This window comes from Advenella sp., from assembly GCF_052108595.1.
Lineage (GTDB): Bacteria > Pseudomonadota > Gammaproteobacteria > Burkholderiales > Burkholderiaceae_B > Advenella.
In genome coordinates, this window is the sequence record NZ_JBQEAU010000021.1 from 5,287 (window position 1) to 31,285 (window position 25,999).

The 25,999-nt window shown below is 54.3% G+C and carries 28 protein-coding genes, 1 other RNA gene and 2 pseudogenes; 17 read left to right on the top strand and 14 right to left on the bottom strand.

Features of this window, described 5'->3' with window-relative positions:
* On the top strand, positions 1 to 615 hold a 615-nt coding region (locus tag ACTIKR_RS05640), incomplete at its 5' end, for an amidase family protein (RefSeq protein ID WP_442327317.1).
* Positions 616 to 703: 88 nt separating this feature from the next.
* On the top strand, positions 704 to 1,264 hold the full coding sequence (locus ACTIKR_RS05645) for a putative glycolipid-binding domain-containing protein (RefSeq protein WP_442327318.1): 561 nt from the start codon (positions 704 to 706) through the stop codon (positions 1,262 to 1,264).
* 49 nt (positions 1,265 to 1,313) lie between these two features.
* On the opposite strand, the gene ACTIKR_RS05650 is transcribed toward ACTIKR_RS05645, so the two are convergent.
* From ACTIKR_RS05650 to ACTIKR_RS05665, 4 genes are all read right to left on the bottom strand, one after another.
* Entirely contained in the window at positions 1,314 to 2,486 is a 1,173-nt protein-coding gene (locus ACTIKR_RS05650) for a hypothetical protein (RefSeq protein WP_442327319.1), read from the bottom strand.
* Positions 2,487 to 2,627: 141 nt separating this feature from the next.
* Positions 2,628 to 3,389 carry an Imm49 family immunity protein gene (locus ACTIKR_RS05655; protein WP_193089680.1) on the bottom strand — a complete coding sequence of 254 codons (762 nt, stop codon included), beginning with the start codon at positions 3,387 to 3,389 and terminating at the stop codon, positions 2,628 to 2,630.
* On the bottom strand, positions 3,389 to 4,588 hold the full coding sequence (locus ACTIKR_RS05660; protein WP_442327320.1) for a ShlB/FhaC/HecB family hemolysin secretion/activation protein: 1,200 nt from the start codon (positions 4,586 to 4,588) through the stop codon (positions 3,389 to 3,391). Before ACTIKR_RS05660 ends, ACTIKR_RS05655 begins: the two co-directional genes overlap by 1 nt.
* A 425-nt stretch (positions 4,589 to 5,013) precedes the next feature.
* The gene (locus ACTIKR_RS05665; RefSeq protein ID WP_128396377.1) at positions 5,014 to 5,490 is read right to left on the bottom strand and encodes an Lrp/AsnC family transcriptional regulator; all 477 of its coding nucleotides are present in this window, start codon (positions 5,488 to 5,490) and stop codon (positions 5,014 to 5,016) included.
* 138 nt (positions 5,491 to 5,628) lie between these two features.
* Here ACTIKR_RS05665 and hppD point away from each other — a divergent pair, with 138 nt between their 5' ends.
* Positions 5,629 to 6,744: a 4-hydroxyphenylpyruvate dioxygenase gene (hppD, locus tag ACTIKR_RS05670; RefSeq protein WP_193089682.1), complete on the top strand. Its 1,116-nt coding sequence runs from the start codon at positions 5,629 to 5,631 to the stop codon at positions 6,742 to 6,744.
* Between the two features lie 347 nt (positions 6,745 to 7,091).
* Here hppD and msrA read toward each other — a convergent pair whose 3' ends face one another.
* Together msrA and ACTIKR_RS05680 are read right to left on the bottom strand one after the other, a co-directional pair.
* The gene (gene msrA, locus ACTIKR_RS05675) at positions 7,092 to 7,628 is read right to left on the bottom strand and encodes a peptide-methionine (S)-S-oxide reductase MsrA (protein WP_442327321.1); all 537 of its coding nucleotides are present in this window, start codon (positions 7,626 to 7,628) and stop codon (positions 7,092 to 7,094) included.
* Positions 7,629 to 7,835: 207 nt separating this feature from the next.
* Positions 7,836 to 8,150, bottom strand: coding sequence for a c-type cytochrome (locus ACTIKR_RS05680; RefSeq protein ID WP_370540250.1), 315 nt, complete (start codon positions 8,148 to 8,150; stop codon positions 7,836 to 7,838).
* Between the two features lie 139 nt (positions 8,151 to 8,289).
* On the opposite strand from ACTIKR_RS05680, the gene lgt reads away from it, so the two are divergent.
* Positions 8,290 to 9,084 (top strand): prolipoprotein diacylglyceryl transferase, encoded by a 795-nt coding sequence (gene lgt / locus ACTIKR_RS05685; protein WP_193089684.1) that lies wholly within the window; start codon positions 8,290 to 8,292, stop codon positions 9,082 to 9,084.
* Here the strand turns inward: lgt and ACTIKR_RS05690 are convergent.
* From ACTIKR_RS05690 to ACTIKR_RS05705, 4 genes are all read right to left on the bottom strand, one after another.
* Entirely contained in the window at positions 9,041 to 9,850 is an 810-nt protein-coding gene (locus tag ACTIKR_RS05690; protein ID WP_442327322.1) for an SIMPL domain-containing protein, read from the bottom strand. The genes lgt and ACTIKR_RS05690 overlap by 44 nt on opposite strands.
* Positions 9,851 to 9,899: 49 nt before the next feature.
* Positions 9,900 to 10,081: non-coding RNA, 6S RNA (gene ssrS, locus ACTIKR_RS05695), on the bottom strand.
* Positions 10,082 to 10,134: 53 nt separating this feature from the next.
* Positions 10,135 to 10,449 (bottom strand): cell division protein ZapA, encoded by a 315-nt coding sequence (locus ACTIKR_RS05700; protein WP_193089686.1) that lies wholly within the window; start codon positions 10,447 to 10,449, stop codon positions 10,135 to 10,137.
* Complete coding sequence (locus ACTIKR_RS05705) at positions 10,449 to 10,862, bottom strand: hypothetical protein (protein ID WP_193089687.1); 414 nt, start codon at positions 10,860 to 10,862, stop codon at positions 10,449 to 10,451. Before ACTIKR_RS05705 ends, ACTIKR_RS05700 begins: the two co-directional genes overlap by 1 nt.
* Positions 10,863 to 11,033: 171 nt before the next feature.
* Between ACTIKR_RS05705 and ACTIKR_RS05710 the strand changes: the two genes are divergently transcribed.
* Entirely contained in the window at positions 11,034 to 11,945 is a 912-nt protein-coding gene (locus ACTIKR_RS05710) for an NAD(P)-dependent oxidoreductase (RefSeq protein ID WP_442327323.1), read from the top strand.
* Positions 11,946 to 12,518: 573 nt separating this feature from the next.
* On the opposite strand, the pseudogene ACTIKR_RS05715 reads toward ACTIKR_RS05710, so the two are convergent.
* Positions 12,519 to 13,022: pseudogene (locus ACTIKR_RS05715) on the bottom strand (RNA pyrophosphohydrolase); the annotation flags it as partial.
* Positions 13,023 to 13,085: 63 nt separating this feature from the next.
* Between ACTIKR_RS05715 and ACTIKR_RS05720 the strand changes: the two are divergent.
* The 10 genes from ACTIKR_RS05720 to ACTIKR_RS05765 all read left to right on the top strand — a co-directional run bounded on the left by ACTIKR_RS05720 (position 13,086) and on the right by ACTIKR_RS05765 (position 22,683).
* A complete protein-coding gene (locus ACTIKR_RS05720) occupies positions 13,086 to 14,828 on the top strand; it encodes a proline--tRNA ligase (RefSeq protein WP_442327324.1) in 1,743 nt (580 codons plus the stop codon).
* A 56-nt stretch (positions 14,829 to 14,884) separates the two neighbouring features.
* A complete protein-coding gene (gene ybgC / locus ACTIKR_RS05725; RefSeq protein WP_193089690.1) occupies positions 14,885 to 15,295 on the top strand; it encodes a tol-pal system-associated acyl-CoA thioesterase in 411 nt (136 codons plus the stop codon).
* Between the two features lie 5 nt (positions 15,296 to 15,300).
* Positions 15,301 to 15,984 carry a protein TolQ gene (gene tolQ / locus ACTIKR_RS05730; RefSeq protein ID WP_193089691.1) on the top strand — a complete coding sequence of 228 codons (684 nt, stop codon included), beginning with the start codon at positions 15,301 to 15,303 and terminating at the stop codon, positions 15,982 to 15,984.
* Complete coding sequence (locus tag ACTIKR_RS05735) at positions 15,984 to 16,424, top strand: ExbD/TolR family protein (protein ID WP_442327325.1); 441 nt, start codon at positions 15,984 to 15,986, stop codon at positions 16,422 to 16,424. Before tolQ ends, ACTIKR_RS05735 begins: the two co-directional genes overlap by 1 nt.
* A gap of 40 nt (positions 16,425 to 16,464) precedes the next feature.
* On the top strand, positions 16,465 to 17,709 hold the full coding sequence (tolA, locus tag ACTIKR_RS05740; RefSeq protein ID WP_442327326.1) for a cell envelope integrity protein TolA: 1,245 nt from the start codon (positions 16,465 to 16,467) through the stop codon (positions 17,707 to 17,709).
* Positions 17,710 to 17,831: 122 nt separating this feature from the next.
* A complete protein-coding gene (tolB, locus tag ACTIKR_RS05745; protein WP_226817141.1) occupies positions 17,832 to 19,112 on the top strand; it encodes a Tol-Pal system beta propeller repeat protein TolB in 1,281 nt (426 codons plus the stop codon).
* A gap of 32 nt (positions 19,113 to 19,144) precedes the next feature.
* Positions 19,145 to 19,627, top strand: a complete 483-nt coding sequence (gene pal / locus ACTIKR_RS05750) for a peptidoglycan-associated lipoprotein Pal (protein WP_014751723.1) — start codon at positions 19,145 to 19,147, stop codon at positions 19,625 to 19,627.
* 76 nt (positions 19,628 to 19,703) lie between these two features.
* Positions 19,704 to 20,384: a tol-pal system protein YbgF gene (ybgF, locus tag ACTIKR_RS05755; protein WP_193089694.1), complete on the top strand. Its 681-nt coding sequence runs from the start codon at positions 19,704 to 19,706 to the stop codon at positions 20,382 to 20,384.
* A gap of 66 nt (positions 20,385 to 20,450) precedes the next feature.
* Positions 20,451 to 21,290: an alpha/beta fold hydrolase gene (locus ACTIKR_RS05760; protein WP_442327327.1), complete on the top strand. Its 840-nt coding sequence runs from the start codon at positions 20,451 to 20,453 to the stop codon at positions 21,288 to 21,290.
* Positions 21,291 to 21,294: 4 nt separating this feature from the next.
* Positions 21,295 to 22,683 (top strand): chloride channel protein, encoded by a 1,389-nt coding sequence (locus ACTIKR_RS05765; RefSeq protein ID WP_442327335.1) that lies wholly within the window; start codon positions 21,295 to 21,297, stop codon positions 22,681 to 22,683.
* Here the strand turns inward: ACTIKR_RS05765 and ACTIKR_RS05770 are convergent.
* The 3 genes from ACTIKR_RS05770 to ACTIKR_RS05780 form a co-directional block, all read right to left on the bottom strand.
* Positions 22,677 to 23,237: a copper chaperone PCu(A)C gene (locus tag ACTIKR_RS05770; protein WP_442327328.1), complete on the bottom strand. Its 561-nt coding sequence runs from the start codon at positions 23,235 to 23,237 to the stop codon at positions 22,677 to 22,679. The genes ACTIKR_RS05765 and ACTIKR_RS05770 overlap by 7 nt on opposite strands.
* Before the next feature lie 135 nt (positions 23,238 to 23,372).
* Entirely contained in the window at positions 23,373 to 24,062 is a 690-nt protein-coding gene (locus ACTIKR_RS05775) for a glutathione S-transferase family protein (protein WP_193089697.1), read from the bottom strand.
* A gap of 121 nt (positions 24,063 to 24,183) precedes the next feature.
* A complete protein-coding gene (locus tag ACTIKR_RS05780) occupies positions 24,184 to 24,762 on the bottom strand; it encodes a DJ-1/PfpI family protein (protein WP_193089698.1) in 579 nt (192 codons plus the stop codon).
* 173 nt (positions 24,763 to 24,935) lie between these two features.
* On the opposite strand from ACTIKR_RS05780, the gene ACTIKR_RS05785 reads away from it, so the two are divergent.
* Both ACTIKR_RS05785 and ACTIKR_RS05790 read left to right on the top strand, forming a co-directional pair.
* The gene (locus ACTIKR_RS05785) at positions 24,936 to 25,586 is read left to right on the top strand and encodes a VTT domain-containing protein (RefSeq protein WP_193089699.1); all 651 of its coding nucleotides are present in this window, start codon (positions 24,936 to 24,938) and stop codon (positions 25,584 to 25,586) included.
* A 191-nt stretch (positions 25,587 to 25,777) separates the two neighbouring features.
* Positions 25,778 to 25,999 (top strand): annotated as a pseudogene (locus ACTIKR_RS05790) (amino acid ABC transporter substrate-binding protein); the annotation flags it as partial.

Here is a 25,999-nt window from a genome sequence, read left to right on the forward strand (position 1 = left end):
CTCAAGGGTCTGCGTCTGCTGTTTCCCAGCAACGCCGTGCTTGACGGCGCTGACGATCATGTCGCGACAAGCTTTGCACATGTGCTGTCACAACTGTCGGCTGCCGGCGCCATTATTGTAGAGCAAGCCGTACCGCCATTTGACCAGTTGCCCGGCATCAACGCTCAGGGCGGTTTCATTGCAGCCGAGGCCTGGGCATGGCATCGCCAGCTAATCGCGGACAAGGCCGACGCCTATGATCCACGCGTAGTCTCGCGCATGTTGCGTGGCAAGCAGATTAGCGCGGCCGATTATATCGACCTGCTGCACCGTCGCACGCAGTGGATACAGCAATTGCAAATGCAATTGGCGGACTACGATGCCATGATCATGCCTACCGTGCCGGTCATCGCACCCACGATTGCCGAGCTGCAGGATGAGGAGGTTTATCACAAAACCAATTTGCTGCTTCTGCGCAATCCTACCTTCATCAATTTCCTGGACGGTTGTGCGGTATCTTTACCCTGCCATGCACCAGGGACTGCGCCCGTGGGCGTTAGCATCGCAGCGGCCGGCGGGCAAGATCGCACGGTCCTGGCAATCGCCAAAGCGGTGGAAACTCTGTTGCAAAGCTAGGGTTGACAGGTCGGCAATAGCATCGCAAACTTTATGTATTGCCGACCGACAAAAATATGCAAGGTCATCCGGCACAGGAGCTGCGAACATGGACCACACTGCCCTTCCCGCTCGTACCGTTCGATGGAATAGCTGGGACAATACCGGCCTGGAGCATTTCTGTCTGCATATGAATGCCGACACGATCCAGGGTGAGGGCGTCGTGATCGGCGCAAGAGGCGGCACACCCTACGGGCTGCACTACCGGGTCACGACTGACATGCAATGGCGCACCCGCGAAGTGTGGGTTCGGATGGCCAGCGGCGTTTATTTGCATGTTTTTTCCGACGGCCAGGGACACTGGACCGATGACAGGGGCAATGCGATGCCCAATCTGGACGGCTGCCAGGATGTCGATATTGCTGCCACGCCCTTTACCAATACCCTGCCGATACGGCGGCTCACGATGAGCGAGGGACACACCGCCGAACTGACCATGGCCTATGTGCCCTTGCCGTCCCTGCTGATGTGCCCTGACGGGCAACGTTACACCCGTATTGCCGACCGACGTTATCTGTATGAAAGCCCTGGCCGCGATTTCTCTGCCGAGTTGGAGGTGGATGCGGATGGGCTTGTGATGGATTATCCGGGGTTGTTTCGCAGAATGTAGTCGAGCAATTGAGTGGTTCCGATTCCTTGGTCGCCGTAATCGGTCTGAACTAGCTTGCCCCGAGTCTTGCTGAATCAATGCGTGTCATGCTAGTTTCTTCTTTATCGCGGCAGTCGGAAATGGATGAAACACTGGCAACAGGGATTAAGTGAACATCTGCATGTTTATATTCCGGAACCTTGCTTAGGTCAAACGGCCTGACATAGTATTTGCCGTCAAGCTCAATGAACACTCGCAACCCTATACTCTCATCGGGCACCGAACTCTGCAGCACGCGGGGAAAAGATATCTTTTGTCCTCCCTCTGCACCCAATACCAAGCAAGGATTGCCGCTGGGGCTTTTGAGCTGAAAGGCAGCACGTGCTAGTTCCGCACTCACGGTCGGAATCATAGTCGTTAATCCGGTGACAAGGAAAGCACCCACTACCAGCGACTTAAATGGCTGTCGGTAAAGTTTTGTATCGTAAAAGAAACATGCGAGGATTAGCTGAAGGAATAACACAAAAAGGACGACTGCAGCTAATGCGATCAATAAGCCAATTTGGTTGGCCCATAGCTGATCTGCCAGCGAAATGGCCAATGTATAAAGCACTGTCATAAGTATGACGTGTCCAAGCCCAACAACAGATATTTGACCATAGAATCCAGGCCTTATCTGTTTTGCTGAAATTCCAGCCGAGCAGCAGATAATTGTCAGCATACCGAACGAAACCAGAATCTGACTAAAAACCAACAGAGCTCCCCACCAGATACCGGTGTAATTGTTGTCTGCCACCCACCAAATGACTCCCCATAAAATCAGCGCATTCAGTACTCCGCACAGGATCCATAAACACGCAAGTGTCCTTCTACTACCTTTACGTGCCTCAGACTTGGCGACTTCAAATCTACCGATCAAAGGTACATTCTTCTCGTCTGGAGAAACGAAAAAAACAACCGTTGGCAAAAATACGATTATCGCCACAGCAAAAACACCCAATACGCAATAAGCCAAGATAACAGGGAAAACAGAAATCAATCCAGAAGATAACGAGTTGAGCGGAAGCTGGTATACCCGCGCATAGTTAGTAAACGCCATGACCGAACAAACCAACCCAAGCGCTGTCAATGGCCAGGCACAATCGTGCAATAATTTAAATTGCGCTATCAGTTGGCGAAAGAATACTTGGATTTGCTGCCCGAACAGCGCGTTACTCCGTTCCAAATCCGAAAGTTCGTTCATATCTTCGTTAGTCTGTTGACTCGTGCAATTTTCCATATTTAAAATCAACCTGAAGCCTTAATCTGATTGAATGCAGGCAGCGATCCGGCATTAGGGTTACTGATCCCTATAACTTACTATTGTCACATTACTCAGACGCGATCATGAGAACTTGCCACCCCAGGTTGGATCAATGGTGTAAGCCTTCATGAAATCGAATTCGTCCTCGTAATGAACAAGAGGTTTCACCGGCAACCATTCTTTGGGGACATAGGGGCTGTCGATATTGACTTCGTAGCCATTGCGCCAGGCCAATTTGGCAAGCACCACCGCCTCGGTGCTAATAATATCCGCAGTATATCCACTTTCGACATCCGCTCTGCTTCTCAAAAACCTCGGCTTTACAAATTCTGCAAGGGCATTTTCCATTCGCGCAACATCACCCGTCGCCAGTCCCAAGTAATACTGATAGGTATCCATAATCCACCTATTACGAGGTTTGGAGCGGGGATCTGCAATGTACCGTCGGCTACGTTCTTCCAATAAATCCCATTCACCCCGCATGGCAATGAAGAAATTTTTAATCTGATACTCATATGAGTGATGATCATTGATCCTGTCATTAATAAGTACGCTATCTAAATTTGAATACCAACTAATAATCCCATCATGATCCGACAATAATACAGGCAAACCGCCAAACACTCTGAAAAGAGTGTAAGAGCGATCTTCCCAATTGTTCCAATTTTCTAATGTATAGATGTAGTGGATTTTTGCTTGGTTAAAGAGCAAAGATCTCATTCCAGCAGGATCGTCTTCTACATAGAATTTATACATAGCATTGGCTAAAAAATATATTTCAAACTCCCACATGCGCCACCGCAGGACCCCGGTCCTTTTTTTAATTTCTTCTTCTTTAAGCATCACTCCTCAGTTGTAAAGCGGACTCTTTGCGTATTCCTTAATATGTTCCAAACGAGCAACGGCCTTCGCTGTGTTGGGTACGCCAGCGCCACATCCAGCGTGGCACGGCTCAGATATTCCCGATGGGTCAGCCCCAATTCCCAGCCTGCGGTGCGACGGCGTTGGATTTCGATTTCCGTACCATCAAGGTGGTTAGAGGAGCGCCGTTCCCACCCTTTGAAATAGGCCTGGGTTTTGCGACGGCTGTCTCGCCAAATCACTCGCGAAAGGGTCAAATCGGTGGTCCGACTGTCGCCGCTGTAGACGTAGGGCCTGATACTGCCGGCCACCAGTTGGCGATAACTGAACTGGTTTGTGTTGAAGGCGAGCTGCCAGTAACCCCAGGGAATAGAATAATGAAAGGCCGTACTGCCGGAGCGACGGCGGTGATTTTTCGTATTGCCGAGCGTACGACTATGGCTGACGTAAAAAATGTCGTTCAATGTGAAAATGTGGTCCGCTGCTACCGTCAAAGTCGTCTGGTACTTGCCGGTCGCTTTGTTGCCGGCATCATCAACCGAAGCGAACGCCCGCAATGGTCTGCTTTGGTTCCAGTTAATCAGCAATTCACTTTGTCCGGGCAACCGTCCCGGCCCAATACCGAAGTCCGCTTGCACCGTTGGCAGGCGTCGAAGGTTTTCCAAACCCTGCTCCAGATCTCGCAGATTCAGAATCGCGCCTTCTGTAACCGGTACCGCATTCCAGAAATGCGCTCTGATGTCCGACGTGTCTGAACGCCGGATCGCGCCGATGATGCCTGGCAGGACCGTCAGCGTCAGTTTGCCGCTGGATATATCCTGGGGCGTCACCAGCACACGCGTGGTGACATAGCCCTGCTCGATGAGCAGGTCCTGCAGGCGCATAGCCAAGGCCTGTACGCTTTGTGCCCCCAGGCAACGACCAATTGGCGATGCCAAACCGTGTTCACTGTCTTTTCCGCTAAGAATCCTGGCCAATGATGCAGCAAATTGATCGGACTGCCGGCCATCCAAATGTACTTTGCGAATCACAAAGCACGGCTTTTCATCGGAGACATAGTCGGGTTGGACGACGTGCCCAGGCACAGCTGCCCAATCGTTGAAAAGACCACTGGGCTGATCGGGTACATTTTGCTCGCGCTCAATGCGTGCCTGATTGGCGCCTGCCTGTTGTTGCAGCACGGCATCCCGTTGCTCAAGGCTCAGGGCGTGTGCAGTTGAGACAAAAAAATTTGAAAGAATGCTCGTGCTGGCGACAACGCACAAAGCTTGTACAAGACGAATTCGTTTGACGACAAAGCACATGTTTCGGAACTAACGTTTGAGCGCTTGGACTTCCGAAACCTACCCGAAAACACGAATTTTGTAATTTACCTAGATCAAATGATCACCATTTAATAGTGAATGTGTCGTTAGTTTGCCGCCATCACCTCCAGCTCCTGGCGGATATTGCAGCTGGTTATGTCCGGTGAACATCGTCATCCGACCGGTATGCTTGAGCGTCACCTTGAAGGTCTCGCAGGATTTGGGCACGCTGATCGAGCGCATGCTGTCGCTCGATTCAAAGGTCAGTTTCTGACAGGCCGCGTCACCTCTGGCTATGGAAATTACACCAGGAGCGCGCCGCTTTCTTTGATTTTCCCCAGGGCAAAGCTGGATCTCATATCCACCACAGATGGGTGCTGCATAAGTACGTTCATGGCAAATGCAGAAAACGCGGCCAGGTCCTGCACTTGCACGCGCAGCAGGTAATCCATATCTCCCGACATAGAATGGCACTCGACCACTTCCGGCCAGAGCTGGACATCACGATTGAAATCCTGCATGGGAGCATGGCTGGAGCCACTGTGCTTGTTGAGCCGGATAGAGACAAATGCGATCAGGCCGCGCCCGATTCTGTCGGCGTCAACGCGCGCGGCGTATCCTTTGATATAGCCCTCTTCTTCCAGGCGCTTTACCCGGCGCAGACACGGGCTTGGAGAGAGCGCTATTTTATCGGCCAGGTCCTGGTTGCTTAACCGGCCATTTTTCTGCAGAAGGTTAAGAATTTGCCGGTCTGTTTTATCTAGTGTATTTAGTGACATAATCTTTCCTAAATAGAACGAAAAATGAAATAATAATGCAAGATATGTAAATATTGCAGCATTTTTTGCAATCGTCTGCCTCGCCTTTTTGCTTAGAATAGACGTTTTATCAGAATAAAAAACTTCAGGAGCAATGCTATGTCTACAACAACGTTTACGCCTTGGGAAAACCCGATGGGCACAAATGGCTTTGAATTTGTTGAATATACAGCACCCGACCCCGTTGCACTCGGAAAAGTATTTGAAACATTGGGTTTTAAAGCCATCGCCCGGCACCGCCATAAAGACGTGACGCTGTACCGTCAGGGTGAGATCAATTTTCTGATCAATGCCGAAAAAGACTCTTTTGCCCAGCGCTTTGCCCGCCTGCATGGCCCCTCCATCTGTGCCATTGCATTCCGGGTCGATGACGCGACCAAGGCATACCAGCGCGCGCTCGAGCTGGGCGCCTGGGGGTTTGACTCCGGCAGCGGTCCGATGGAACTGAATATCCCGGCCATCAAGGGTATTGGCGATTCACTGATCTATCTGGTAGACCGCTGGAAAGGCAAGAATGGTACGGGCGGTATCGGCGACATCAGTATTTATGATGTGGACTTTGTCGCCATCGACCCGTCTACTGCCGAAGAAGACTTGAACTACAAGGGTGCGGGGCTGGAAATCATTGACCACCTGACCCACAACGTACACAAGGGCCGCATGGACGAGTGGGCCGAGTTCTATGAGCGTCTGTTCAACTTTCGCGAAGTGCGCTACTTTGACATCGAAGGCAAGGTTACCGGGGTCAAGTCCAAGGCCATGACATCGCCTTGCGGCAAGATCCGCATCCCGATCAACGAGGAAGGAACGGAAGAAAAAGGGCAGATTCAGGAATATCTTGATATGTATCGCGGTGAAGGAATCCAGCATATCGCCCTGGGCACCAGCACCATTTATGACACGATCGAGAACCTGCACACCCGCGAGCTGCGTTTTCTGGATACCCCCGACACCTATTACGAACTGCTGAGCACCCGATTGCCTAATCACGGCGAAGATGTCGATCGCCTGAAGAAAAATCGCATTCTGCTCGATGGGGGACCAAACAACGACCTGCTGCTGCAAATCTTCACCGAAAACCAGATCGGCCCGATTTTCTTTGAGATCATTCAACGCAAGGGCAACGAAGGGTTTGGTGAAGGCAACTTCAAGGCGCTGTTCGAGTCCATAGAACTGGACCAGATGCGCCGCGGGGTTGTGCGCGCCGTTGATTAAGGTATCTTTGACTATAAATGGGTACCGTTGCCTAATGCACGGTACCCCTGTGTGGCTTATTGCTGCGCCGTTGCCGTCCGGCTGGCAAGCCTCAGCCCATTGCCTGAACCAGGAAAGTGCAAATACTTAGGCGTTTCTCGTGCTCGGGCACGTAGTCGGAAAGCAGTCTTAAAGCAAACGCGCGGCGTATCCGCGAAAACCACCGGACCGCTGCTTTCTGCCAACTTGCAGAATACAGCGGTTTTTATTTGCTCGAAGACCACGCTATGGCAGATTACACCGTGACAGATCGCATCCCGGCCCGATCACTTATCGGTCAGGACCTGCCGTGATCAAATGTCATGCCCCTAACTTTTGAGTTTGTCTGAATAACGTTTTTTGAATTTCTCCACTTTGGGTGAGATCACAAATGCGCAATAAGACTGGTTCGGATGCTGAATGAAATAATCGTCGTGGTAGCTTTCTGCCGGCCAGAATGGCACAGCCGGCAGCGATTTGGTCACGATGGGGTCGGCAAAATCAGCCTGCCGGGCAGCCATAACCTGTGCTGCTGTTTGTTTCTGTTCGTCAGACTGCCAGAAAATGGCAGAAGCATACTGCGGGCCCACATCGTTACCCTGGCGATCAGGCGTGGTTGGGTCGTGTGTGTCAAAGAAAATGTCGAGCAGGTCCTGGTAACCGATGACGGCAGGATCAAATTCAATCCGCACCACCTCTATGTGGCCGGTGTTCTTGCCGCAGACCTGTTCGTAACTCGGGTTCTGCACATGCCCGCCGCAATAGCCCGATTGCACCGAAAGCACACCCTGCAATTGCTGGAACACTGCCTCTGAACACCAGAAGCAGCCGCTGCCCAATACCGCGATTTCAGTTTGATTTGTCAAAATATTCACCTTCAAAAGAACCCGTCCGCCAGGCCTGTGCCCTGCCGATACGGTGGCGGCCAATGCAGGACACATTTGTCCGACATTCACCCCGAGAAACGGTTAAACAGCCCGCAAGGACCTTTTCAACTGTCATAGCCCGTCTTGCATATCCGCTCCTGGAAGAAGCTGTACATACCGCGTTCGCGCCCAGGCGGGGATCAATCACTATTTTGCCGGGCTGGCCAGCGACAGAATCCAGGTGGCCAGTGCGGTAGCCTCTTCTTCGGTTACCTGCGGCTGCGCCGGCATGGGCACAGCACCCCAGCGACCGCGCCCACCCTTGCGAATGCTGTTGGCCAGATAGTCGATCATGGGTTGCCCACCGGCCACATAGCGCTTTGCCACGGCCGCAAACGGCGGCCCGACACGGGTTTTGTCGACCTGGTGACAACCCATGCAGATATTGTCCTTTGCCAATTGCGGTCCGTCGGTCAACGTTTGCGCCCTGGCATAGTTTATGTTGAATGCAATAATTGCCAAGCAGGCGACAATCTGTTTTCCTGACACTACGGTAACCTTTTAAATTTTAACAATTAACTTGCGTTTATTTTACCCGACCACGCACAAAGCGTTGGCCGCGCCTTTATACTTTCCATTTCATTGTCGCATTTTGGTTCTTATGATCGCATATCCACAATTTAATCCGATTGCACTTGAAATCGGTCCGCTCAAAATCCATTGGTATGGCCTGATGTATGTGGCCGCGTTTGCCCTGCTCTGGATTCTCGGCAAGTATCGAATAAAAAAAGGAATGATACGACTGACGGTCTCCGAATTCGAAGATCTGATCTTCTACGGAGTCATGGGTGTGGTGGTGGGCGGACGCCTGGGTTATGTTCTGTTTTACCAGCCGGCCTATTATTTTTCCAATCCGCTGCATATCTTTTCTGTCTGGGATGGAGGCATGGCGTTTCATGGTGGACTGATTGGCGTGCTGGTCGTGCTGTACCTATATGCACGCAAAAAAGGCATGACATTTTTCGAGGTTGCAGATTTCATCGCCCCACTGGTACCGCTGGGTCTGGCCATGGGCCGCATCGGCAATTTCATTAACGGCGAACTGTGGGGGCGACCTTCGGATCTGCCCTGGGCAATGATATTTCCCCAAGGAGGGCCCATTGCCCGCCACCCTTCCCAGCTTTACGAAATGCTGGCCGAAGGGGTAGTCCTGTTTGCAGTCGTATGGATATTTTCTTCCAGGAAACGCTGGGTGGGGCAAACCAGCGGCGTATTCATGATCGGTTATGGCCTGGCCCGGTTCCTGGTGGAATACACGCGTGAACCGGACAGCTTCCTGGGTACGCTAAGCCTGGGGCTGTCCATGGGTCAGTGGCTGTCACTGCCCATGATCATAGTTGGTATCGCGATCTTTATTTGGGCAACAAAAAGATCGCTCCCTCCATCGACAGTGTGACTGTTTCCTTGCCGGCCTCGATTGCGGGACCGGCCTTGGCGGCACGCATTGCCATCATGCGCGGCTGGTAGCTTTCGGGCTGTCCGACATCACCCAGGCGCAATGACTTGATGCGATAGCCGCCAAATTCCAGTGCGGTCACTGCATCCTGGGCACGGGTTTTGAAGGCCTTCGTGGTCGCGGCAAGCAGGCGCTTTTCAATGGTCTCGCGTGCTTCACGCGACAGGGAAAACCGAATGCCGTCCAATGCCATATCCTCGTCAACATCGGCCGCAAACTGGCTGGCCTTTTCCATGTTTTTGGAAGTAATGAGCAATTCGCCGCGCGCAACCCAGATACCGCCGGCATCGTCTGCTTTGCTGTCATCCTTGGCATCGACTGTCCGGGTGCCGGCCGCGGCAGGCTCGACCGGTCGGTTATTGTCACGTTCAAACCACACCTGATAGGAACCGGTGCGAACTTCAAGGTCCTTGTCCGACTTGGCTTTATCACGAATCTTGTTCATGGCTTCATTGACACTGCGCGACAGGTCGACCTGGTTTTCGCCACGCAACTCACGGGTCAGCGTCAGGGTGACGGTGTCCTGAGCCACCGTCTCGGATGCAGAGGCGCTCAGCGCCAGCGTCGGCTCTGTTGACTGTGCGGTGGCCGGGCTCGTGGCTGGCTGGGCACGTACCGCAGTAGCGGGTACAGCCACGGCGCCCAGTGTGAACATGGCGATCAAAGTGGCTTTGGACAAAAACGCGTGGGAAAACGTGCGCTGCATAGATGACTCCGAAAAAAAAACGAGCCATGACAGCTCGTTTTATAGGAATAATGGCCCCGCTTGTATCGTCTAGGCTGGCACCTCGAACCTTTCAGTTCAAAGTTGGTTACCTTCAACAGAGCGTCGGGTTCATCTGACTAGAGACGATCACACCAACTCTGTAATCCGGCGACCGTTGCCATAAGCATAGGTAAGAGATGTATAGCCAAGTCACGAATACAGCAGGGACAAACTGGTAGGTTTAACTGTACAGAAAAATCACTATAAGTTAAACCCTAAATACTTTAAAGTTTTTTCAGATCGTTAAGGCCGGAATCCAGCAATGTATTGAGTTCTTCTATTTTACTCTTGAATTGCCCATATTGCATGCCACCGAAGCCTTCGTCGGCAGATTTAACGGAAAGCAGATCCGAAGCCATCTGAATGCAGGCCATCACGGCGACACGCTCGTTGCTGGCAGAGGTCATGCCGCCCGAGCCCTTGATTTTCAACATGAGCTGATCGGCCAGCCTGACTGCAGATAGCAGTTTTTGCTTTTCTTCAGGATTACATGCCAGGGAAAAATCGCGCCCCATAATAGAGACATCTATGCGTTCCATTAGTTTACTCCTTCTGACGCATTGCCGGGCAGATTGGCCAGTACGCGTTCCACTTTCTCACGCGCGGTTCTGGCACTTTCCTTCAGAGCATTGGCCTCGTTCTTGGCAGCAGCCAGTTGCTGCTTGACGCTTTGCAGTTCGGCTGTGGTGCCTTCAAGTGTCTGACGCAACTGAACGTTCTCGGCCTGGGCCTGTTCCCGGATACCATTGACTTCGGTCTCGTGATTGGCCAGACGTTCGCTGATAGACTTGAATTGGCCTTCCCGCTCTTGCAGCAGACTTTGCAGTTCTGCCCGTCCGCCTTCAGCCTGTTTAAGGCTGCTCGCCAGGGATTCCCGTTCGGAAGCAAGCTGTTTCGTAAGCTGAACCAGCTGCCCGATGCGGACAGCAACTTGATCTAAATCCTGAAGCATAGTGGTATCACGTTCTCAAAATATGCGGGCACGCTTACGATGCAGTGCACACGGATTTAATTAAATGAGATTGAATTTTACCTGTTCTGAGCCATATTTCCAAAAAATAGACACAAACAGGTACTATTTACGTTCTATTACCATTCACTTCCAATTCGTTCAGGTGCACTCATGGCTTCAATTACAGACAAACAGTATGACCCGATCCCGGCAAAAAAAGTCGCATTTATTGGTTTGGGGGTGATGGGCTTTCCGATGGCCGGGCATCTGGCCCGTGCAGGCCACGACGTCACTGTGTACAACCGTACCGCCAGCAAGAGCGCAGACTGGGTCAGCGAATTCGGCGGCAATAGCGCCCCTACCCCGGCCAAGGCCGCTGAAGGCGCTGAGATTGTGTTTTGCTGCGTAGGCAATGATAATGACCTGCGCAGTGTCACCACCGCTGCCGATGGCGCATTCCATGGCATGCAGCAAAACGCCGTTTTTGTCGACCACACCACGGCGTCGGCCGATGTCGCTCGCGAACTGGCGGCTGCCGCTCGTGAAGGTCAATTCAGCTTTATTGATGCACCGGTATCTGGTGGTCAGGCCGGCGCAGTCGGCGGCGTACTCACCGTGATGTGCGGTGGCGAGCCCGAGGTTTTTGAAAAAATCCAACCCGTAGCCGGTCATTTTGCGCGCGCGGTCACCCTGTTGGGCGAACATGGCGCGGGCCAGCTAGCCAAGATGGTCAACCAGATTTGCATTGCCGGACTGGTGCAGGGGCTGTCCGAAGCCATTGCCTTCGGACAGCGCGCCAATTTGGATATGAATGCGGTGCTGGATGTCATCAGCAAGGGCGCCGCCCAGAGTTGGCAAATGGAAAACCGTGGCAAAACCATGGTGCAGGGAAAATTCGACTTTGGTTTCGCCGTCGACTGGATGCGCAAGGATCTTGGGCTGGTGCTGGATGAGGCCAAACGCAACGGCGCGCTGCTGCCAGTCACTGCCGTGGTGGACCAATTCTATGCCGAAGTACAGCAAAATGGCGGCCAGCGCTGGGATACTTCCAGCCTGATCACCCGGCTGACACCGCGCAAATAGCACCACATAAATAATGGCGCGCCCGCCTGCCCTGATCGGCAGCATGGTCCTGATAAAGGGCCAGCGCAGCCTGCCTGTGTTGTTGTTATTTATACATTGGCGCGGCTTGCGCCCGATGACTGGCAAAACAGCAGCGCGCGTTGTGCCTGGTGTCGGGCCACCGCTAAACGTGCGGTCTTCAACTGAGTTGCACTGTCTTGCGTAACCTTGAATTTAGCCGGCAAAACTAACGGGTAGCGGTAGCTAACGAGTTACCGGTAGCGCCTTGACGCGATGCGCCTGCGTGTTGCCATCGGATGTATGCACACGGCCCTTGCGTGCGTGCCGCCCAGCCTGCTTTTGCGCCGGCCCCTGCGCTACGCGCTGGCCATGACCGGCTTCAAAATTGCGTTTGGCGCCAGGCTTGGCATTCGGACGACCCGCCATTACAGGCTTACCCCCTTTGGGCAACTCGCCTTTGGCTGCGATGTCCACAGACATGTTGGCTCCCGCCCCATTGACGGCGTGACCGTTCTTGCTGCTGGCGGCGTCCTTTACGTGCGCGTTTTTGCGCGGCACTGAGCCTGTGCCGTTACGCTGACGCAAAAACCGCGATTCTCCGTGTCGACGAAACAGGATATCCGACAACTCCTTGAGTGCACGGTGATACACATCGCGTTTGAATTCAATGACCACATCCAGCGGTACCCAGTAGGTATGCCAGCGCCAGGCGTCAAATTCCGGATGATGCGTCGCCCGCAGGCTGACGTCGGCGTCCTTGCCCACCAGGCGCAACAGGAACCAGATCTGTTTCTGTCCCTTATAATGCCCGCGTGAGTCCCGTCTGACAAAATTATCAGGTACGTTGTAGCGTAACCAGTCTCGTGTTCGACCTAATATTCGTACATGCTCGGGTTTAAGACCCACTTCCTCCTGAAGCTCTCGATACATGGCCTGAACAGGCGTTTCGCCATATTTGATACCACCTTGCGGAAACTGCCAGGAATGTTCTCGAATTCTTTTACCCCAAAAGACCTCATTCTTCTGGTTTACGAGGATAATACCAACATTAGGACGGTAGCCTTCGCGATCAAGCATGCGGCCACTCCCATTTTTAAATACAATTGTCTTTGATTATACGTATCAATTGAACCGGTAGCCATGTTAGCCTCAAAATTTCATCTAAATACTTTAAAAGAAGCCCCTGCAGAAGCAGAAATCATCAGTCATCAGCTTATGACACGTGCCGGCATGATCCGCAAGCACGCCGGTGGTATCTACACTTATATGCCGTTGGCCCTCAAAACCCTGCGCAAGGTTGAGAACATCGTGCGCGAAGAAATGAACCGTGCGGGCGCGATCGAGCTGCTCATGCCGGTGGTTCAGCCCGCCGAGCTCTGGATGGAATCCGGCCGCTGGGTGCAATATGGCGCCGAACTGCTACGCATCAAGGACCGTCACCAGCGCGATTTCGTGCTTCAGCCCACCTCCGAGGAAGTGGTCACCGACATCGCCCGCAATGAAATTCACAGCTGGCGCCAGCTGCCCGTCAATTTCTATCACATCCAGACCAAATTCCGCGACGAACGCCGTCCTCGCTTCGGTCTGATGCGCGGGCGCGAATTCACCATGAAAGACGCCTATTCGTTTGACCGCGACCCAGTGTCAGCCCAGGCCAGCTACGACGCCATGTACGATGCCTACGTGAAAATCTTTTCACGCCTGGGCCTCACATTCCGCGCCGTGGCCGCCGACACCGGTTCCATTGGCGGAGATCGCAGTCATGAATTCCAGGTAATCGCCGACACCGGCGAAGACCTGATCGTCTACAACCCTGACTCCCAGTACGCCGCGAATATCGAACTGGCCGACGCCCCCTGCCTGCTCCCTTCGCGTGCGGCCCCTGCCGAAGCGTTGCGGGAAGTGGCCACGCCGAACGCCAGCAAATGCGAAATCGTGGCCGAACAGTTGAATGTCAGCCTGGAAAAAACGGTCAAGGCCGTGGTATTTATGACTACGCCCAAGGAAGGCGCTGGCCAGTTGTGGTTGCTGATGGTCCGCGGCGATCATGAAGTCAATGAAGTCAAAATCGGCAAGCTACCTGCGTTCAAGGAAGGCTACCGCATGGCGACCGAAGAGGAAATCATGGAGTACTTCGGTTCCAAGCCCGGATTTCTCGGCCCCGTCAAGCCCATCGGGCAAGTCCATCTGCTGGCCGACCGCACCGTTGCGAATATGGCCGATTTCATCTGCGGCGCCAATCGCGAAGACTATCATTACGCCGGCGTCAACTGGGGACGCGATCTGCCCGAGCCCGAAGTGGCCGACCTGCGTAATGTGGTCGAAGGCGATCCAGCCGCCGACGGCCCCGGCAAATTGGCCATCCAGCGCGGCATCGAAGTTGGCCATGTATTTTTCCTGGGCGACAAGTACTCGGAAAAACTCAAGGCCACATTCCTGAACGAACAGGGCAAGCCCGAGCCGCTGCAAATGGGCTGCTACGGTATCGGCATCAGCCGCATCATGGCCGCCGCCATTGAACAGAACCACGACGCCAAGGGCATTATATGGCCCCTGGCCATGGCGCCGTTCGAAGTAGTTATCTGCCCGATCGGCTGGAACAAAAGCGAGGCCGTCCAGCAACAGGCTCAGCAACTCTACGATACCCTGCGCCAGGACGGAATAGACGTTATTCTGGATGATCGCGACGTGCGACCTGGCGTCATGTTTTCTGAATGGGAACTGATAGGTGTTCCAATTCGTATCACAATTGGCGATCGTGGGCTGAAAGATGGTATTGTGGAATTACAATCGCGCAGTTGGCCAGAGGGGCAGAAGGTTCCTGTTGCAGAAATGTTAACAAGCATCAAATCCCTTTATAACGAGCTGAAAAACACGTTATGATTTCGTGATTTTCTTGGATTTTTACACTTTCCGGTTGTGTTGCAAGGTCTGATTTGTTGGAAAATTCTTTTCATTTTCCCGTTCGCGTTTATTACGAAGATACCGACGCGGGTGGTGTGGTGTTTTATGCCAATTACCTTAAGTTCTTCGAACGCGCCCGCACCGAGTGGCTTCGCCATCTTGGGGTCAGCCAGACCGCGCTAGCAGGCAACGACAGGTTGATATTCATCGTTGTCAATACGCAGTTGCGCTATCGGTCGCCGGCGCGTCTGGATGACCTGCTGGCCATCGACAGCCGGATTACCAAAATGGGCGCCGCGTCCGTCCATTTTGAACAAGTAGCAGAACGCGATGGCATCCGACTGGTGGAAAGCCAGATTCAGGTATGCTGTGTAAATGCGGACACATTTCGTCCTGCTCCCATTCCAATGCCTATCCGACAACTATTTCCTTTCGTGCAGGACTAGATTTTATGCAACCTACCACCCCCGAAGAGATGTCGATTATCTCGCTGATCATCAACGCGAGCTTACCCGTACAGATCATCATGCTGATTCTGGTGATCATCTCGGTTCTATCATGGACCTATATCATCAGCAAGCGAATTGCGCTCAAACGCGCGCGCAATCAGACACGGGATTTTGAAGATTCGTTCTGGAAAGGCGGCGACCTGACCACCCTGCACCAATCCATCTCCCAGAACAGTGAGCAAGAAGGTCCGCTGGCCCGTATTTTTGAAGCCGGCATGGATGAATTCCTCAAGGCGCGCCGCAACGGCGTCAAGGAAGCCAATGCCCTGCTCGAGGGACCTAACCGGGCGATGCGCGCGACATATCAGCGCGAGCTCGATGCCATGGACTCCAATCTGAACTTTCTGGCCTCGGCCGGCTCGGTCAGCCCGTACATTGGTCTGCTGGGTACAGTCTGGGGGATCATGCATTCATTCATCGGTCTGGCCGGCACTGCCCAGGCGACGCTGGCAGCGGTTGCGCCCGGTATTGCCGAAGCCCTGATTGCCACGGCCATCGGCCTGTTTGCCGCAATTCCAGCGGTCCTCGCCTACAACCATTTTTCGAATGACATCGACAAAATGGCGAGCCGTTTCGACAGTTTTATTGACGAATTTCTGAATATTTTGCAACGCCAGGTTCGCTAATGGCCAGAATACAAAACCGCCGCAGTCGCGGTCGCCGCATGAAAAACGAGATGAACGTCGTGCCTTATATCGACGTGATGCTTGTGCTGCTGGTCATTTTCATGGTGACCGCTCCCATGATCACGCCCGGCCTCATCAACCTGCCCTCGGTCGGCCAGGCATCCGCCGTGCCGGCCACCCCGGTGGAAATTGAAATGTCCGAAAACGGCGAAGTGAAAGTGCGTCAGCGCACCGCCGGCAAGAACTTTCAAACAATCGACAAAGCTAATATTGTGGAAGAAGTCAAGGCACTGGTTGAGCCCGACAGCCCGGTCGTGATTGCTGCCGACGGCAAAGTGCCTTACGAAGAAGTCATGAAGGTTATGGACACGCTGCGCAGCAGCGGACTGACGCGCCTGGGCCTGCTGGTCAACCAGAAATCCACAGACGGTACAAAGTAAGCCGTTCCGCCCACTCTCATTGTCATCACATCTCAATTTAATGAAGCACTTCGATAATCCTAACGAATTTTATGATGAAGGAGATAATCGCAAAGGCCTGATCGGCGCGATTATCCTTCATGCTTTGTTAGTGATCGCGCTGATCGCCGGACTGTTCCAGTCTACAGAAGCACCAACCGGCCCAGTACAGCTAGAGTTGTGGACAGAGGGCGAAAACCAGGTACTGCAACCACCGGCACAGACACGCACGCCGGACCCTGCCGAAGAAGACACACAGAACGAAGAAGAGGAAGCGGCCTCGCCACCACCACCACCCTCACGGGCCGCCGCGGCAGCCGCTGCGGCTGCGGCGGCGCAACAGGCGCGCGCCCAGCAATCACAACCGACAGCCAGCGATCAGGAAGATCCGGATATCGCGCTGGAAAAGAAACGCAAGGAAGAGGCCCAGAAAAAGGCCAAAGAATTAACCGAGGCCAAAGCCCGCGCCCAGGAAGAAGCCCGGGAAGCGGCCAAAGCCCAGGCAGAGGCCAAACGCAAGGCCGAACTGCAAGCCAAGGCAGAGGCAGAGGCCAAACGCAAGGCCGAACTGCAAGCCAAGGCTGAGGCAGAGGCACAAGCCAAGGCCGACGCACAGGCCAAGGCCGATGCTCAAGCCAAGGCTGCCGCCCAGGCAAAAGCCCGTGAGCAAGCAAAGGCGAAGGCCGATGCCAAAGCCCGCGCCGAAGCCCAGGCACGCGAAGAAGCTCAAGCCAAAGAAAAAGCACAAGAAGAAGCATCTGCCAAGGCAAAAGAAGCGGCAGAGGCAAAAGCCAAAGCTGCCGAAAAGGCCAAGGCCAAAGCGGCTGCCGAAGCCAAGGCAAAGGCTGCTGCAAAAGCGAAGGCCGATGCCCGCAAAGCAGCACAGGCCAAGGCAAAAGCCGAATCCAAGGGCGATGCCCTGCGCGCGGCCATGCGTGGCGACGTCAGCAGCACCGCCGGTATTCGCGGCGGCCAGAGTGACCGCAATCAGGTCGGCGGCGGGGGCGGCACTTCCGGCTACGCGCGCCGCGTGCAACAGTGCGTGGAGCCACGTCTGCGATTTTCCGGCAATCAGCGCCTGAAGGTGACCTATCGCGTCGACTTCAATAGCAGTTTTACGCCAACCGGCGCCAAGATCCTGGTGCGCTCAGGCAATCCGGCATTCGACCGCGCGGTGCAGGCAGCACTCATGGCCTGCAAACCGTTTCCCAAACCCCCTAGCGGAGATTCCTACGTGACCGGCCCATATCGCTACACCCCGAATTGATACCAATTGGCTCAGCGGGAGCCGGTCGAAAAAGCGTGAAACAACATTTGCCCGCTCTGCCTCGGCAGAGCGGGCTTTATTGATACACTGTCGTTATTACATTCTGTAAGGAGACCGCAGTCATGACTGCCTCAATCAAAAAGGGAACGGCTGCCATTCCCGCCCGTGCTGTGCAGCGTTATTTCGGCATCTTGATGACCTGGGCACTCTTTGTTGCCGTCGTGTTTTATTCCGTTGCCCAGGCCCAGGTAAACGTAGAGCTGCGCGGCTCAGGCTCTGCCAATAAATTCCCTATCGTCGTCGCCAATTTCGAAGGCCCCAATGGTGCGCAAATTGCCAATATCATTCGAGCCGACCTGACCCGCTCGGGCCAGTTCGAAGTCAAAAGCACCGGTGACCTGACACTGGGCGCCAACAGCACACCTGATTGGGCGGCCATTTCCCAGGCTGGCGGCACGACCGTTGCCTACGGCACAGTTAACGGCAACAGCGTCGATTATCGCCTGGCCGATGCTGCCCAACAGGCTCAACTGGACGCCAAGAACATTTCAGAAGCACAAATGCGCCGTCTTGCCCACAGGGTAGCCGATGCCATTTACGAAAAAACAACAGGTGTACGTGGTATTTTTGCAACGCGCGTCGCCTACACCACCGGCCGTCAGCTGGTTGTCGCTGACGCCGACGGAGAGGGTCGCAAGGTCGTAGCAAGTTCGTCTTCGTCACTCATTTCTCCGGCATGGTCTCCCGATGGCACGCGTCTGGCCTATGTGAGTTTTGAAGGAGGCAAACCGATTGTGTACGTGCAGAACCTGAGCACAGGCGGACGCACAGTAGCAGCCAACTTCAAGGGCAACAACAGCGCCCCTGCGTGGTCTCCGAACGGTAGTCAGCTTGCCGTGGCACTTAGCCAAGGGGGCATTTCACAGATATATCTGGTCAGCGCAGGCGGCGGTTCAAGCCAGCAACGCCTGACCAAGTCGGCAGAAATTGACACCGAACCGTTCTTTTTCCCTAATGGTAGTGGCATCGTTTTCACCAGTGACCGCGGAGGTAGCGCACAGATCTATCGCACCGGTTTAAGAGGTGGCGCAGCCAGCCGTCTGACCTTCAGTGGATCACAAAATGTTTCGCCAAAAATTTCACCAGATGGTTCAAAACTGGTATATTCTAGCTTACGAGGTGGGTCATATGTTATTGCTATAAGTAGTCTTGGCTCTGGATCTGATCAGGTACTGACTTCTGGCGGCAATGATCTCTCTCCAAGTTTCGCACCTAACGGAATGCAAGTGCTCTACGCAGCAGGTGGCGGTCTAGGTATCGTCAATGCTGACGGTTCGTTCCAGGCCTCAATACCCTCGTCTGGCAATGTGACTGGTGCGGCTTGGGGGCCGTTTACAAAATAAGTTTATTTTTGACTTTGATAAAGGAAATTACCATGGGTTCTCGCATTGCAAAAACACTTGCCATTGCTAGTTTGGCTGCCACACTGGCAGCGTGTAGCTCTACTCCTGTAGACGGCACTGCTGGAGCTGGAACAGGCACTTCCAACGCCGTTATGGATCCATTCAACCCTAACAGCCCACTGGCACAGCAACGCTCTGTTTATTTTGCTTACGACAGCTACGTTGTTGAGCAACAATACCAGCCCGTTGTTCAAATGCACGCACAATACCTGGCAGCTAACGCTAACCAGCGTGTTCGCATCGAAGGTAACACCGATGCACGCGGCAGCGCCGAATACAACTTGGCACTGGGTCAGCGTCGCTCTGTAGCGGTTGCCAACCAGTTGACACAACAAGGTGTAAGCCCTAACCAGATCGAAGCGGTCAGCTTCGGTAAAGAGCGTCCAAAAGCAGAAGGTTCTACAGAAGAAGCCTATGCTGAAAACCGTCGCGCAGACATTAACTATCAGCGTTAATCCTGCTTTGTAGGTTAAGCTCACTGCGCCGCAAACGGTTATGCCGTTGCGGCGTTGCTGTTTTAACGGAGTCTATATGAAATTGAAGAAATCACATTCCCTGCTCATTGCCTCATCTGCCCTTGTACTCAGTCTGAGTGCCAATCAAGCATATGCGTTTGAAGACGAAGATGCTCGGCGTGCCATTCTTGACCTGCGCTCCCAGTTAAGACAAACCCAGCAAAACAACGTCGATCTGAGCAATAAAATCAACAATCTGCAACAACAGATCACACAACTGCGCGGCAGCATTGAAACTGCCAATCATCAGTCTCGCATGGCCCAGCAATCCAACCAGCAAGCAGACAATCCAGATGTACCGCCGTCACCACAAGTGGGTGACCCGAACGAGCAGCAAAGCTATGACAGCGCCCTTGATTTGTTCCGCCAGGGCAATTACGCGGAAGCCAGCACAGCGCTGAACCGCTTCGCCCAGCAATATCCGAACAGCCCACTGACGCCAAGCGCGCGCTTCTACGAAGGCAGCAGCCGCTACGCCAACAAGGACTTCAACGGTTCCATACAGGGACTGCAAGCCATGGTGGCGGCCTATCCCCGTGACCAGAAAGCCGGGGATGCATTGCTCGTGATTGCCGGCAGTCAGGTAGAATTGAATAACATTGCAGGCGCGAAAGCCACTCTGCAGCGCGTAGTAAACGAATACCCAAATACCCCTGCTGCCGATACAGCCCGGAACCGCCTGGAGTTGTTCCGTTAAGCTGGGGCCCTGATTCCGTTTTTTACCGAAAGGCATCCGGAAGTCGCAGGATGCTTTTTTTATTTGATGACGATGCAAAACGAATACCCGCAACATACGCTCACACTGGCCAATACCGCCATTGCCTACCAGGACGTTGGGCACGCCTCCACCTGTCTGTTGCTGGTCCATGGCTCGCTATGTGATTTTCGTTTCTGGCGCTGGCAACTGCCTGATCTGTCTGTTGCCCTGCGTGTCATTGCACCCAGCCTGCCGGGTTATCCTCCGGCATCTCCCATGCTTTCGGACGCTGGCGCACATTTTTCCATCGACCAGCATACGACGGATCTGTTTGCTCTAATGGACCATTTGGGCATTAATCACTTTGCCGTCCTGGGCCACTCCCGCGGCGCACGCGTTGCAGTTGAAATGGCTTGCCGACGCCCTGACCGCGTGACGCACCTGCTGCTGGCTGATCCCGGGTTGGGTTCCGTACTGCCCGAAGATAGCATGCCCGCGCTGCCCTACCGCGACCTGGCGCTTGCTGCACATGAACGGGGTGACACGGATGCGGCGCTGGAAATCTTTATCGATGGCGTCAGCGGCGCCGGCACCTGGAAACGCATGGTGTCCTGGTTTAAGGCGATGACCCGGGAACAGGCCACCACCCTGCCGCTGATCATCCGCGAGCCGCTATACGAGCTGAACCCATCACAGATCAACGAATACGGCATTCCTGTGACACTGATAGGCGGCTCCGACAGCCCGGCCCCCTTCCCCGCCATTCTGGACGCGTTACAACAACAGTTCCGCCACGTGACGCGCCATACGTTGACGCCGGCATCGCACGGCCTGAACCTGGCCCTGCCTCATGCCTTCAACCAGATCATTCTTCAGGAACTCATTCCAGCAACGCCTGCCCCATAATCGCATGCAATCTCCTGCGCCCAAAATACGCCGCTCCCTCCAGCGAAAAACCAGACAGGCTTTGCGCCTGTCCAAAAAATCTTTACAGCTGATTCTGATGCTTTGCGGAGCAGCGCTCGTCGCGCTGATTTCCATTGGCTTTGCAATGATGGCTGATTACGCACTGGAGCAGAATCGCGAATGGACGCGCGCCTACCCCTATCTGATCTGGCTGGTCATGCCGCTGGCCTTCGTCTTTCTGCGCTGGTGTGTCATGCGCTTCGCCCCTTACTCGGCCGGCAGCGGCATTCCACAAGTCATCGCCAGCCTGTCGCTGCACCGCGACTCGCCAGGCAAACTGCGTCTGGTTTCGCTGGCGCAAGCGATCTGGAAAGTACCTCTCACCTTCCTGGGCTTGTTGGCAGGCGCATCCATTGGCCGCGAAGGTCCTTCCGTACAGATCGGCGCAGCAGCGATGCTGGCCTGGGGGCAATGCTGCCAGAAAATCGGCCTGCCTCTTAAGGGATTCAATACACGAGAGTGGATCGCCGCCGGCGCCGCCGGTGGACTGGCCGCCGCATTCAACGCACCGCTTTCCGGTGTCATTTTTGCCATCGAAGAGATCGGCAAAGGGCTGGACCTGCGCTGGCAACGGCTGATATTGCTGGGGGTACTGGCAGCGGGTTTTATCGTCGTTGCACTGACCGGCGACAACCCCTATTTTGGCACCTTTCATTCGTCGCCGCTGCACGAAAAAATGTTCCTCTGGGCATTGCTGTGCGCCGCCGTTTGCGGTGTCGCCGGCGGCATTTTTGCACGCCTGCTAAGCAAGGGGCTGGCCGGATGCGTGCCGTCAGCCTTGCGTCACCACGTACACAATCATCCGTTATGGGTGGCCGCGCTGATGGGTCTGGTCGTGGCGTTTCTGGGCTATCTGACTGCAGGCAGCGTGTTCGGCACCAGCTACGATGTAGCTAAAAATGCCCTGACGATGTTGCCGCAGGATTCAGAGCATTTCAGCATTGCCAAACTGCTGGCCACCGTGGCCTCATACTGGGCCGGCATTCCCGGCGGCATTTTTACACCGGCCCTGACGACCGGCGCTGGCATCGGCGTGGAGCTGGCCCATTCTGTCAACATGCAGGAGGCTCAAAGCGTATTTGTCCTGATTTGCATGGCGGCCTTTCTTGCTGCGTCTACGCAGTCGCCCGTCACCGCCTCGGTTATCGTAATGGAGATGTCGGGCAGCCAAGCCATGCTTTTCTGGATGCTGCTTGCCAGCCTGGTTGCCACCGTCATATCAAAGCAGATCTGTCCGCAGGCGTTTTATCATTATTCTGCCGGGCGCTTCCGGCAATTGGCGCTCAGCGAAGACGCGCGGCAACCCGCCGCGCCTGCCAGAACAGGTTACTGATCGCTGAAACTGCGTGCAGACGGCGACTTCAGCGTACACTGAACCGGTATTTTCTTGCCGGTACCCAGCTCGAAATTGACCGTGATCTGTTGTCCTGCCTTCAGGTCTGCCCTGGGCTTTTCCAGCATCGCATGATAGGAGCCAGGTTTGAAAGACAAGGATTGGCCTGGCTCGATGGTGACGTCCGGCACCATCGTCATGGCTGACATGCCGTTTTTCTCGGTCGTCTCGTGCAGCATGCTCATACCGAAAGCATCGGTTTGAATACCTTTGAGCACAACCGGTTCAGACTTGCCCTGGTTGTGCAATACAAAGAACCCGCCGGACGGCGCAACCTTGGGCAGCAGGCGGATCCAGCAATCTTCAACACGCAAATGATCAGAACCCTTTTCGGTGCTCGGTGCGCGCCCTGAGTTAGCGTGCATCGCGTGGTTGCCATGGTGACTGCCATGGCTACCATGGCTGCCACCTTCGTGATCGGCCAGGGCCGCTGTGCCAAACAAAGATGCGGTGGTTGCGCCCAGTACGACGCCAGCCAGAACTAATTTTTTCATCATTCTTCCAAACAATCAAATAAAGGACCATATTACGACAGACAGAAACGCTGTGACTCGGGTCCGGCCACGCTAATTGCAACCTGCATGATTTAAATCAAATCGTCTGAATCAAGCCCATATTGCCTGTCGCAATCACTTCTGCCGCTCGTCACCGATGATATCACTGTAGCGCGCAACATCCTGCTCATGCGCCTCATCGATGTCACGTTCCTGCAACGCCTGCGCATACCATTGCTGCATACCCGGCAAGGCCAGCATGTGCGCTACATAATCGACGGCAGCACCCTGCATTGGCAAATCATAGGTCTGGATCCGGAACATGACCGGCGCATACATGGCATCGACGGCAGTAAACGCCGCCCCGGCCAGAAACGGTCCGCCAAAGCGAGCCAAGCCTTGGTTAAACAGCGTATTGATTCGCTCAATGTCTGCCTGTAACTGGGCCGTCACGGTTTTCGGCCTGGCGCGCACCGCGCAGTTCATGGTGCAGCGTTCGCGTAAATGGGCAAATCCGGAATGCATTTCGCAGGAGGCAGCGCGCGCCCAGGCTCGCGCCGCACGATCGCCGGGCCAGACACCGGCATGTTCCTCGGCCAGGTACTCGGCAATAGCCAGGCTATCCCAGACAACCGTTTGGCCGTCCTGCAGCACCGGCACTTTTGCGCTGGGAGAAAACGCCAGAAATTTTTCTCGCTGCGCCTGAATATCGGCCTGGAACGGATGCATCTCTTCACGAAAGGCAATATCAAGCTGGCGCAGCAGAATCCACGGCCGCAGGGACCATGAAGAATAGTTTTTGTTGGCAATATGAAGGGTATACATGAAAATCAGACTCCCAGACTGAACAATGCGGGTGCACAGCCCACTGCGCCCCGCGCGATACGCACGGCGCCGGCACATCTATCTCGCTGGCGCCGTATACAAGCGGCTTGCACGCGCCCAATCAGAGCGTAATGGTCGCGCCCAGCGCCTTGATGAACTGGGCCATCCACGCCGGATGCGCAGGCCATGCGGGCGCGGTAATCAAATGCCCGTCTGTCACGGCGCTGTCTACGGCGATATCCTGATAGTGCCCGCCGGCCAGCGTCACTTCTGCGGCACATGCCGGATATGCAGAACACTTTTTACCTTTGATCACATCGGCGGCAGCCAGGATCTGGGCGCCGTGACAAACGGCTGCTATCGGTTTTTGCGCAGCATCGAACTCGCGTACGATTTCCAGCACGCGCGGCGTGTTACGCAGATATTCCGGGGCCCTGCCGCCAGGGATTACCAGGCCGACATAATCGCTGGTATCCACCTGGGAAAAATCATGGTTGATGGCAAAATTATGGCCTCGCTTTTCCGAGTATGTCTGGTCCCCTTCGAAATCGTGGATGGCCGTAGCTATTGTATCGCCGGCCTTTTTATCGGGGCAGACAGCATGCACTTCGTAGCCGACGCCCAACAGAAACTGAAACGGCACCATGGTTTCGTAGTCTTCGGCATAATCACCCACTAGCATCAGAATCTTCCTGGACATTGCAATACTCCTGGTTGTGTGAACGAGCATTCATCATAGCGTGTTCGATGTAAAAAATTATGATAATTTCATGAACAAACGGTATAAATTTCTATTCCATATTACTATTAGCTGACTCTTTTCATTGGCTTGCCAGCACTGCGCGGCGGCCTCATTTGCTTAGCACACTATTTATGAATTTTTCCTCGCTGTTTGGCTGGCTCCACGACAATCAGGCCCTGATGGCCATGCTGCACGATCACTGGAGCTGGGGCATCTGCCTGGTTGCCCTCATTCTGTTTCTGGAAACCGGTTTGGTCGTCATGCCGTTTCTGCCCGGTGATTCCCTGCTCTTTGCGGTCGGCGCCTTCATGGGCATCAGTGGCATCCCCCCATTCTGGTATATGGTCATGCTGTTTGCCGCCGCCGTGCTCGGCGACTATGTCAACTACACCATCGGTCGTTCACCCCTGGGACAAACCTTGATCCGCAAGGGCTGGGTCAAGCAAAGTCATATTGATAAAACCCATGCCTATTTTGAAAAATATGGCGGATCTACCATTACCCTGGCACGCTTTATCCCTATCGTGCGCACCATTGCGCCCTTTCTGGCCGGGCTCTCGGGCATGGACCGACGCCATTTTGCGTTCTATAACGTGCTAGGCGGGTTCCTGTGGATATTCCTGCTGGTGCTGGCAGGTTATTTCCTGGGCCGCATTACCTGGGTACAACAAAACCTGTCACTGTTTACCCTTGGCATCGTGATTATTTCCGTGCTGCCCATGGCCTGGCACATCTTCAAGCTGTGGAAGGAAAGCCGTCAGGACAAACAGGCCGGCAAATAGCCATGGAGCGCCGACGCCGCAGTTGCGTGGCGGCAGGCACCGTGCTGCAACCCGGATGATCACCGGTTGCGGGCCGGTGCCTTTTCTTTCATTACATTCCGTAATAAGATTCGAAGAAATGGTTGTTTTCCGATGTTTGAAAACCGGTCTATCTTCTTGCTTTGTGCTGTAACCCTAAACTGGAGTCTGCTATGTCTGCCCTTTTGAAAGCCTCACTTGCTACGCTCGCGATCGCTGCAACCATCCCTGGCCTCACCCATGCGGCAACGCTGGATAACGTCAAACAGCGCGGTGCTGTCGTGTGTGGCGCCACCACTGGCTTTGCCGGTTTTTCCGCTCCCGATGCCAAAGGCCAATGGCAGGGCCTGGACGTTGATCTGTGCAAAAGTATTGCCGCCGCCGTTTTTGGCGAT

Bases quoted from the DNA above. Each gene is read 5' to 3' on its own strand.
- ACTIKR_RS05645 (WP_442327318.1), top strand. From the start codon at position 704: ATGGACCACACTGCCCTTCCCGCTCGTACCGTTCGATGGAATAGCTGG.
- ACTIKR_RS05650 (WP_442327319.1), bottom strand. From the start codon at position 2,486: ATGAACGAACTTTCGGATTTGGAACGGAGTAACGCGCTGTTCGGGCAG.
- ACTIKR_RS05655 (WP_193089680.1), bottom strand. From the start codon at position 3,389: ATGCTTAAAGAAGAAGAAATTAAAAAAAGGACCGGGGTCCTGCGGTGG.
- ACTIKR_RS05665 (WP_128396377.1), bottom strand. From the start codon at position 5,490: ATGTCACTAAATACACTAGATAAAACAGACCGGCAAATTCTTAACCTT.
- hppD (WP_193089682.1), top strand. From the start codon at position 5,629: ATGTCTACAACAACGTTTACGCCTTGGGAAAACCCGATGGGCACAAAT.
- lgt (WP_193089684.1), top strand. From the start codon at position 8,290: ATGATCGCATATCCACAATTTAATCCGATTGCACTTGAAATCGGTCCG.
- ACTIKR_RS05690 (WP_442327322.1), bottom strand. From the start codon at position 9,850: ATGCAGCGCACGTTTTCCCACGCGTTTTTGTCCAAAGCCACTTTGATC.
- ACTIKR_RS05700 (WP_193089686.1), bottom strand. From the start codon at position 10,449: ATGGAACGCATAGATGTCTCTATTATGGGGCGCGATTTTTCCCTGGCA.
- ACTIKR_RS05705 (WP_193089687.1), bottom strand. From the start codon at position 10,862: ATGCTTCAGGATTTAGATCAAGTTGCTGTCCGCATCGGGCAGCTGGTT.
- ACTIKR_RS05710 (WP_442327323.1), top strand. From the start codon at position 11,034: ATGGCTTCAATTACAGACAAACAGTATGACCCGATCCCGGCAAAAAAA.
- ACTIKR_RS05720 (WP_442327324.1), top strand. From the start codon at position 13,086: ATGTTAGCCTCAAAATTTCATCTAAATACTTTAAAAGAAGCCCCTGCA.
- tolQ (WP_193089691.1), top strand. From the start codon at position 15,301: ATGCAACCTACCACCCCCGAAGAGATGTCGATTATCTCGCTGATCATC.
- ACTIKR_RS05735 (WP_442327325.1), top strand. From the start codon at position 15,984: ATGGCCAGAATACAAAACCGCCGCAGTCGCGGTCGCCGCATGAAAAAC.
- tolA (WP_442327326.1), top strand. From the start codon at position 16,465: ATGAAGCACTTCGATAATCCTAACGAATTTTATGATGAAGGAGATAAT.
- tolB (WP_226817141.1), top strand. From the start codon at position 17,832: ATGACTGCCTCAATCAAAAAGGGAACGGCTGCCATTCCCGCCCGTGCT.
- pal (WP_014751723.1), top strand. From the start codon at position 19,145: ATGGGTTCTCGCATTGCAAAAACACTTGCCATTGCTAGTTTGGCTGCC.
- ybgF (WP_193089694.1), top strand. From the start codon at position 19,704: ATGAAATTGAAGAAATCACATTCCCTGCTCATTGCCTCATCTGCCCTT.
- ACTIKR_RS05760 (WP_442327327.1), top strand. From the start codon at position 20,451: ATGACGATGCAAAACGAATACCCGCAACATACGCTCACACTGGCCAAT.
- ACTIKR_RS05765 (WP_442327335.1), top strand. From the start codon at position 21,295: ATGCAATCTCCTGCGCCCAAAATACGCCGCTCCCTCCAGCGAAAAACC.
- ACTIKR_RS05770 (WP_442327328.1), bottom strand. From the start codon at position 23,237: ATGAAAAAATTAGTTCTGGCTGGCGTCGTACTGGGCGCAACCACCGCA.
- ACTIKR_RS05775 (WP_193089697.1), bottom strand. From the start codon at position 24,062: ATGTATACCCTTCATATTGCCAACAAAAACTATTCTTCATGGTCCCTG.
- ACTIKR_RS05780 (WP_193089698.1), bottom strand. From the start codon at position 24,762: ATGTCCAGGAAGATTCTGATGCTAGTGGGTGATTATGCCGAAGACTAC.
- ACTIKR_RS05785 (WP_193089699.1), top strand. From the start codon at position 24,936: ATGAATTTTTCCTCGCTGTTTGGCTGGCTCCACGACAATCAGGCCCTG.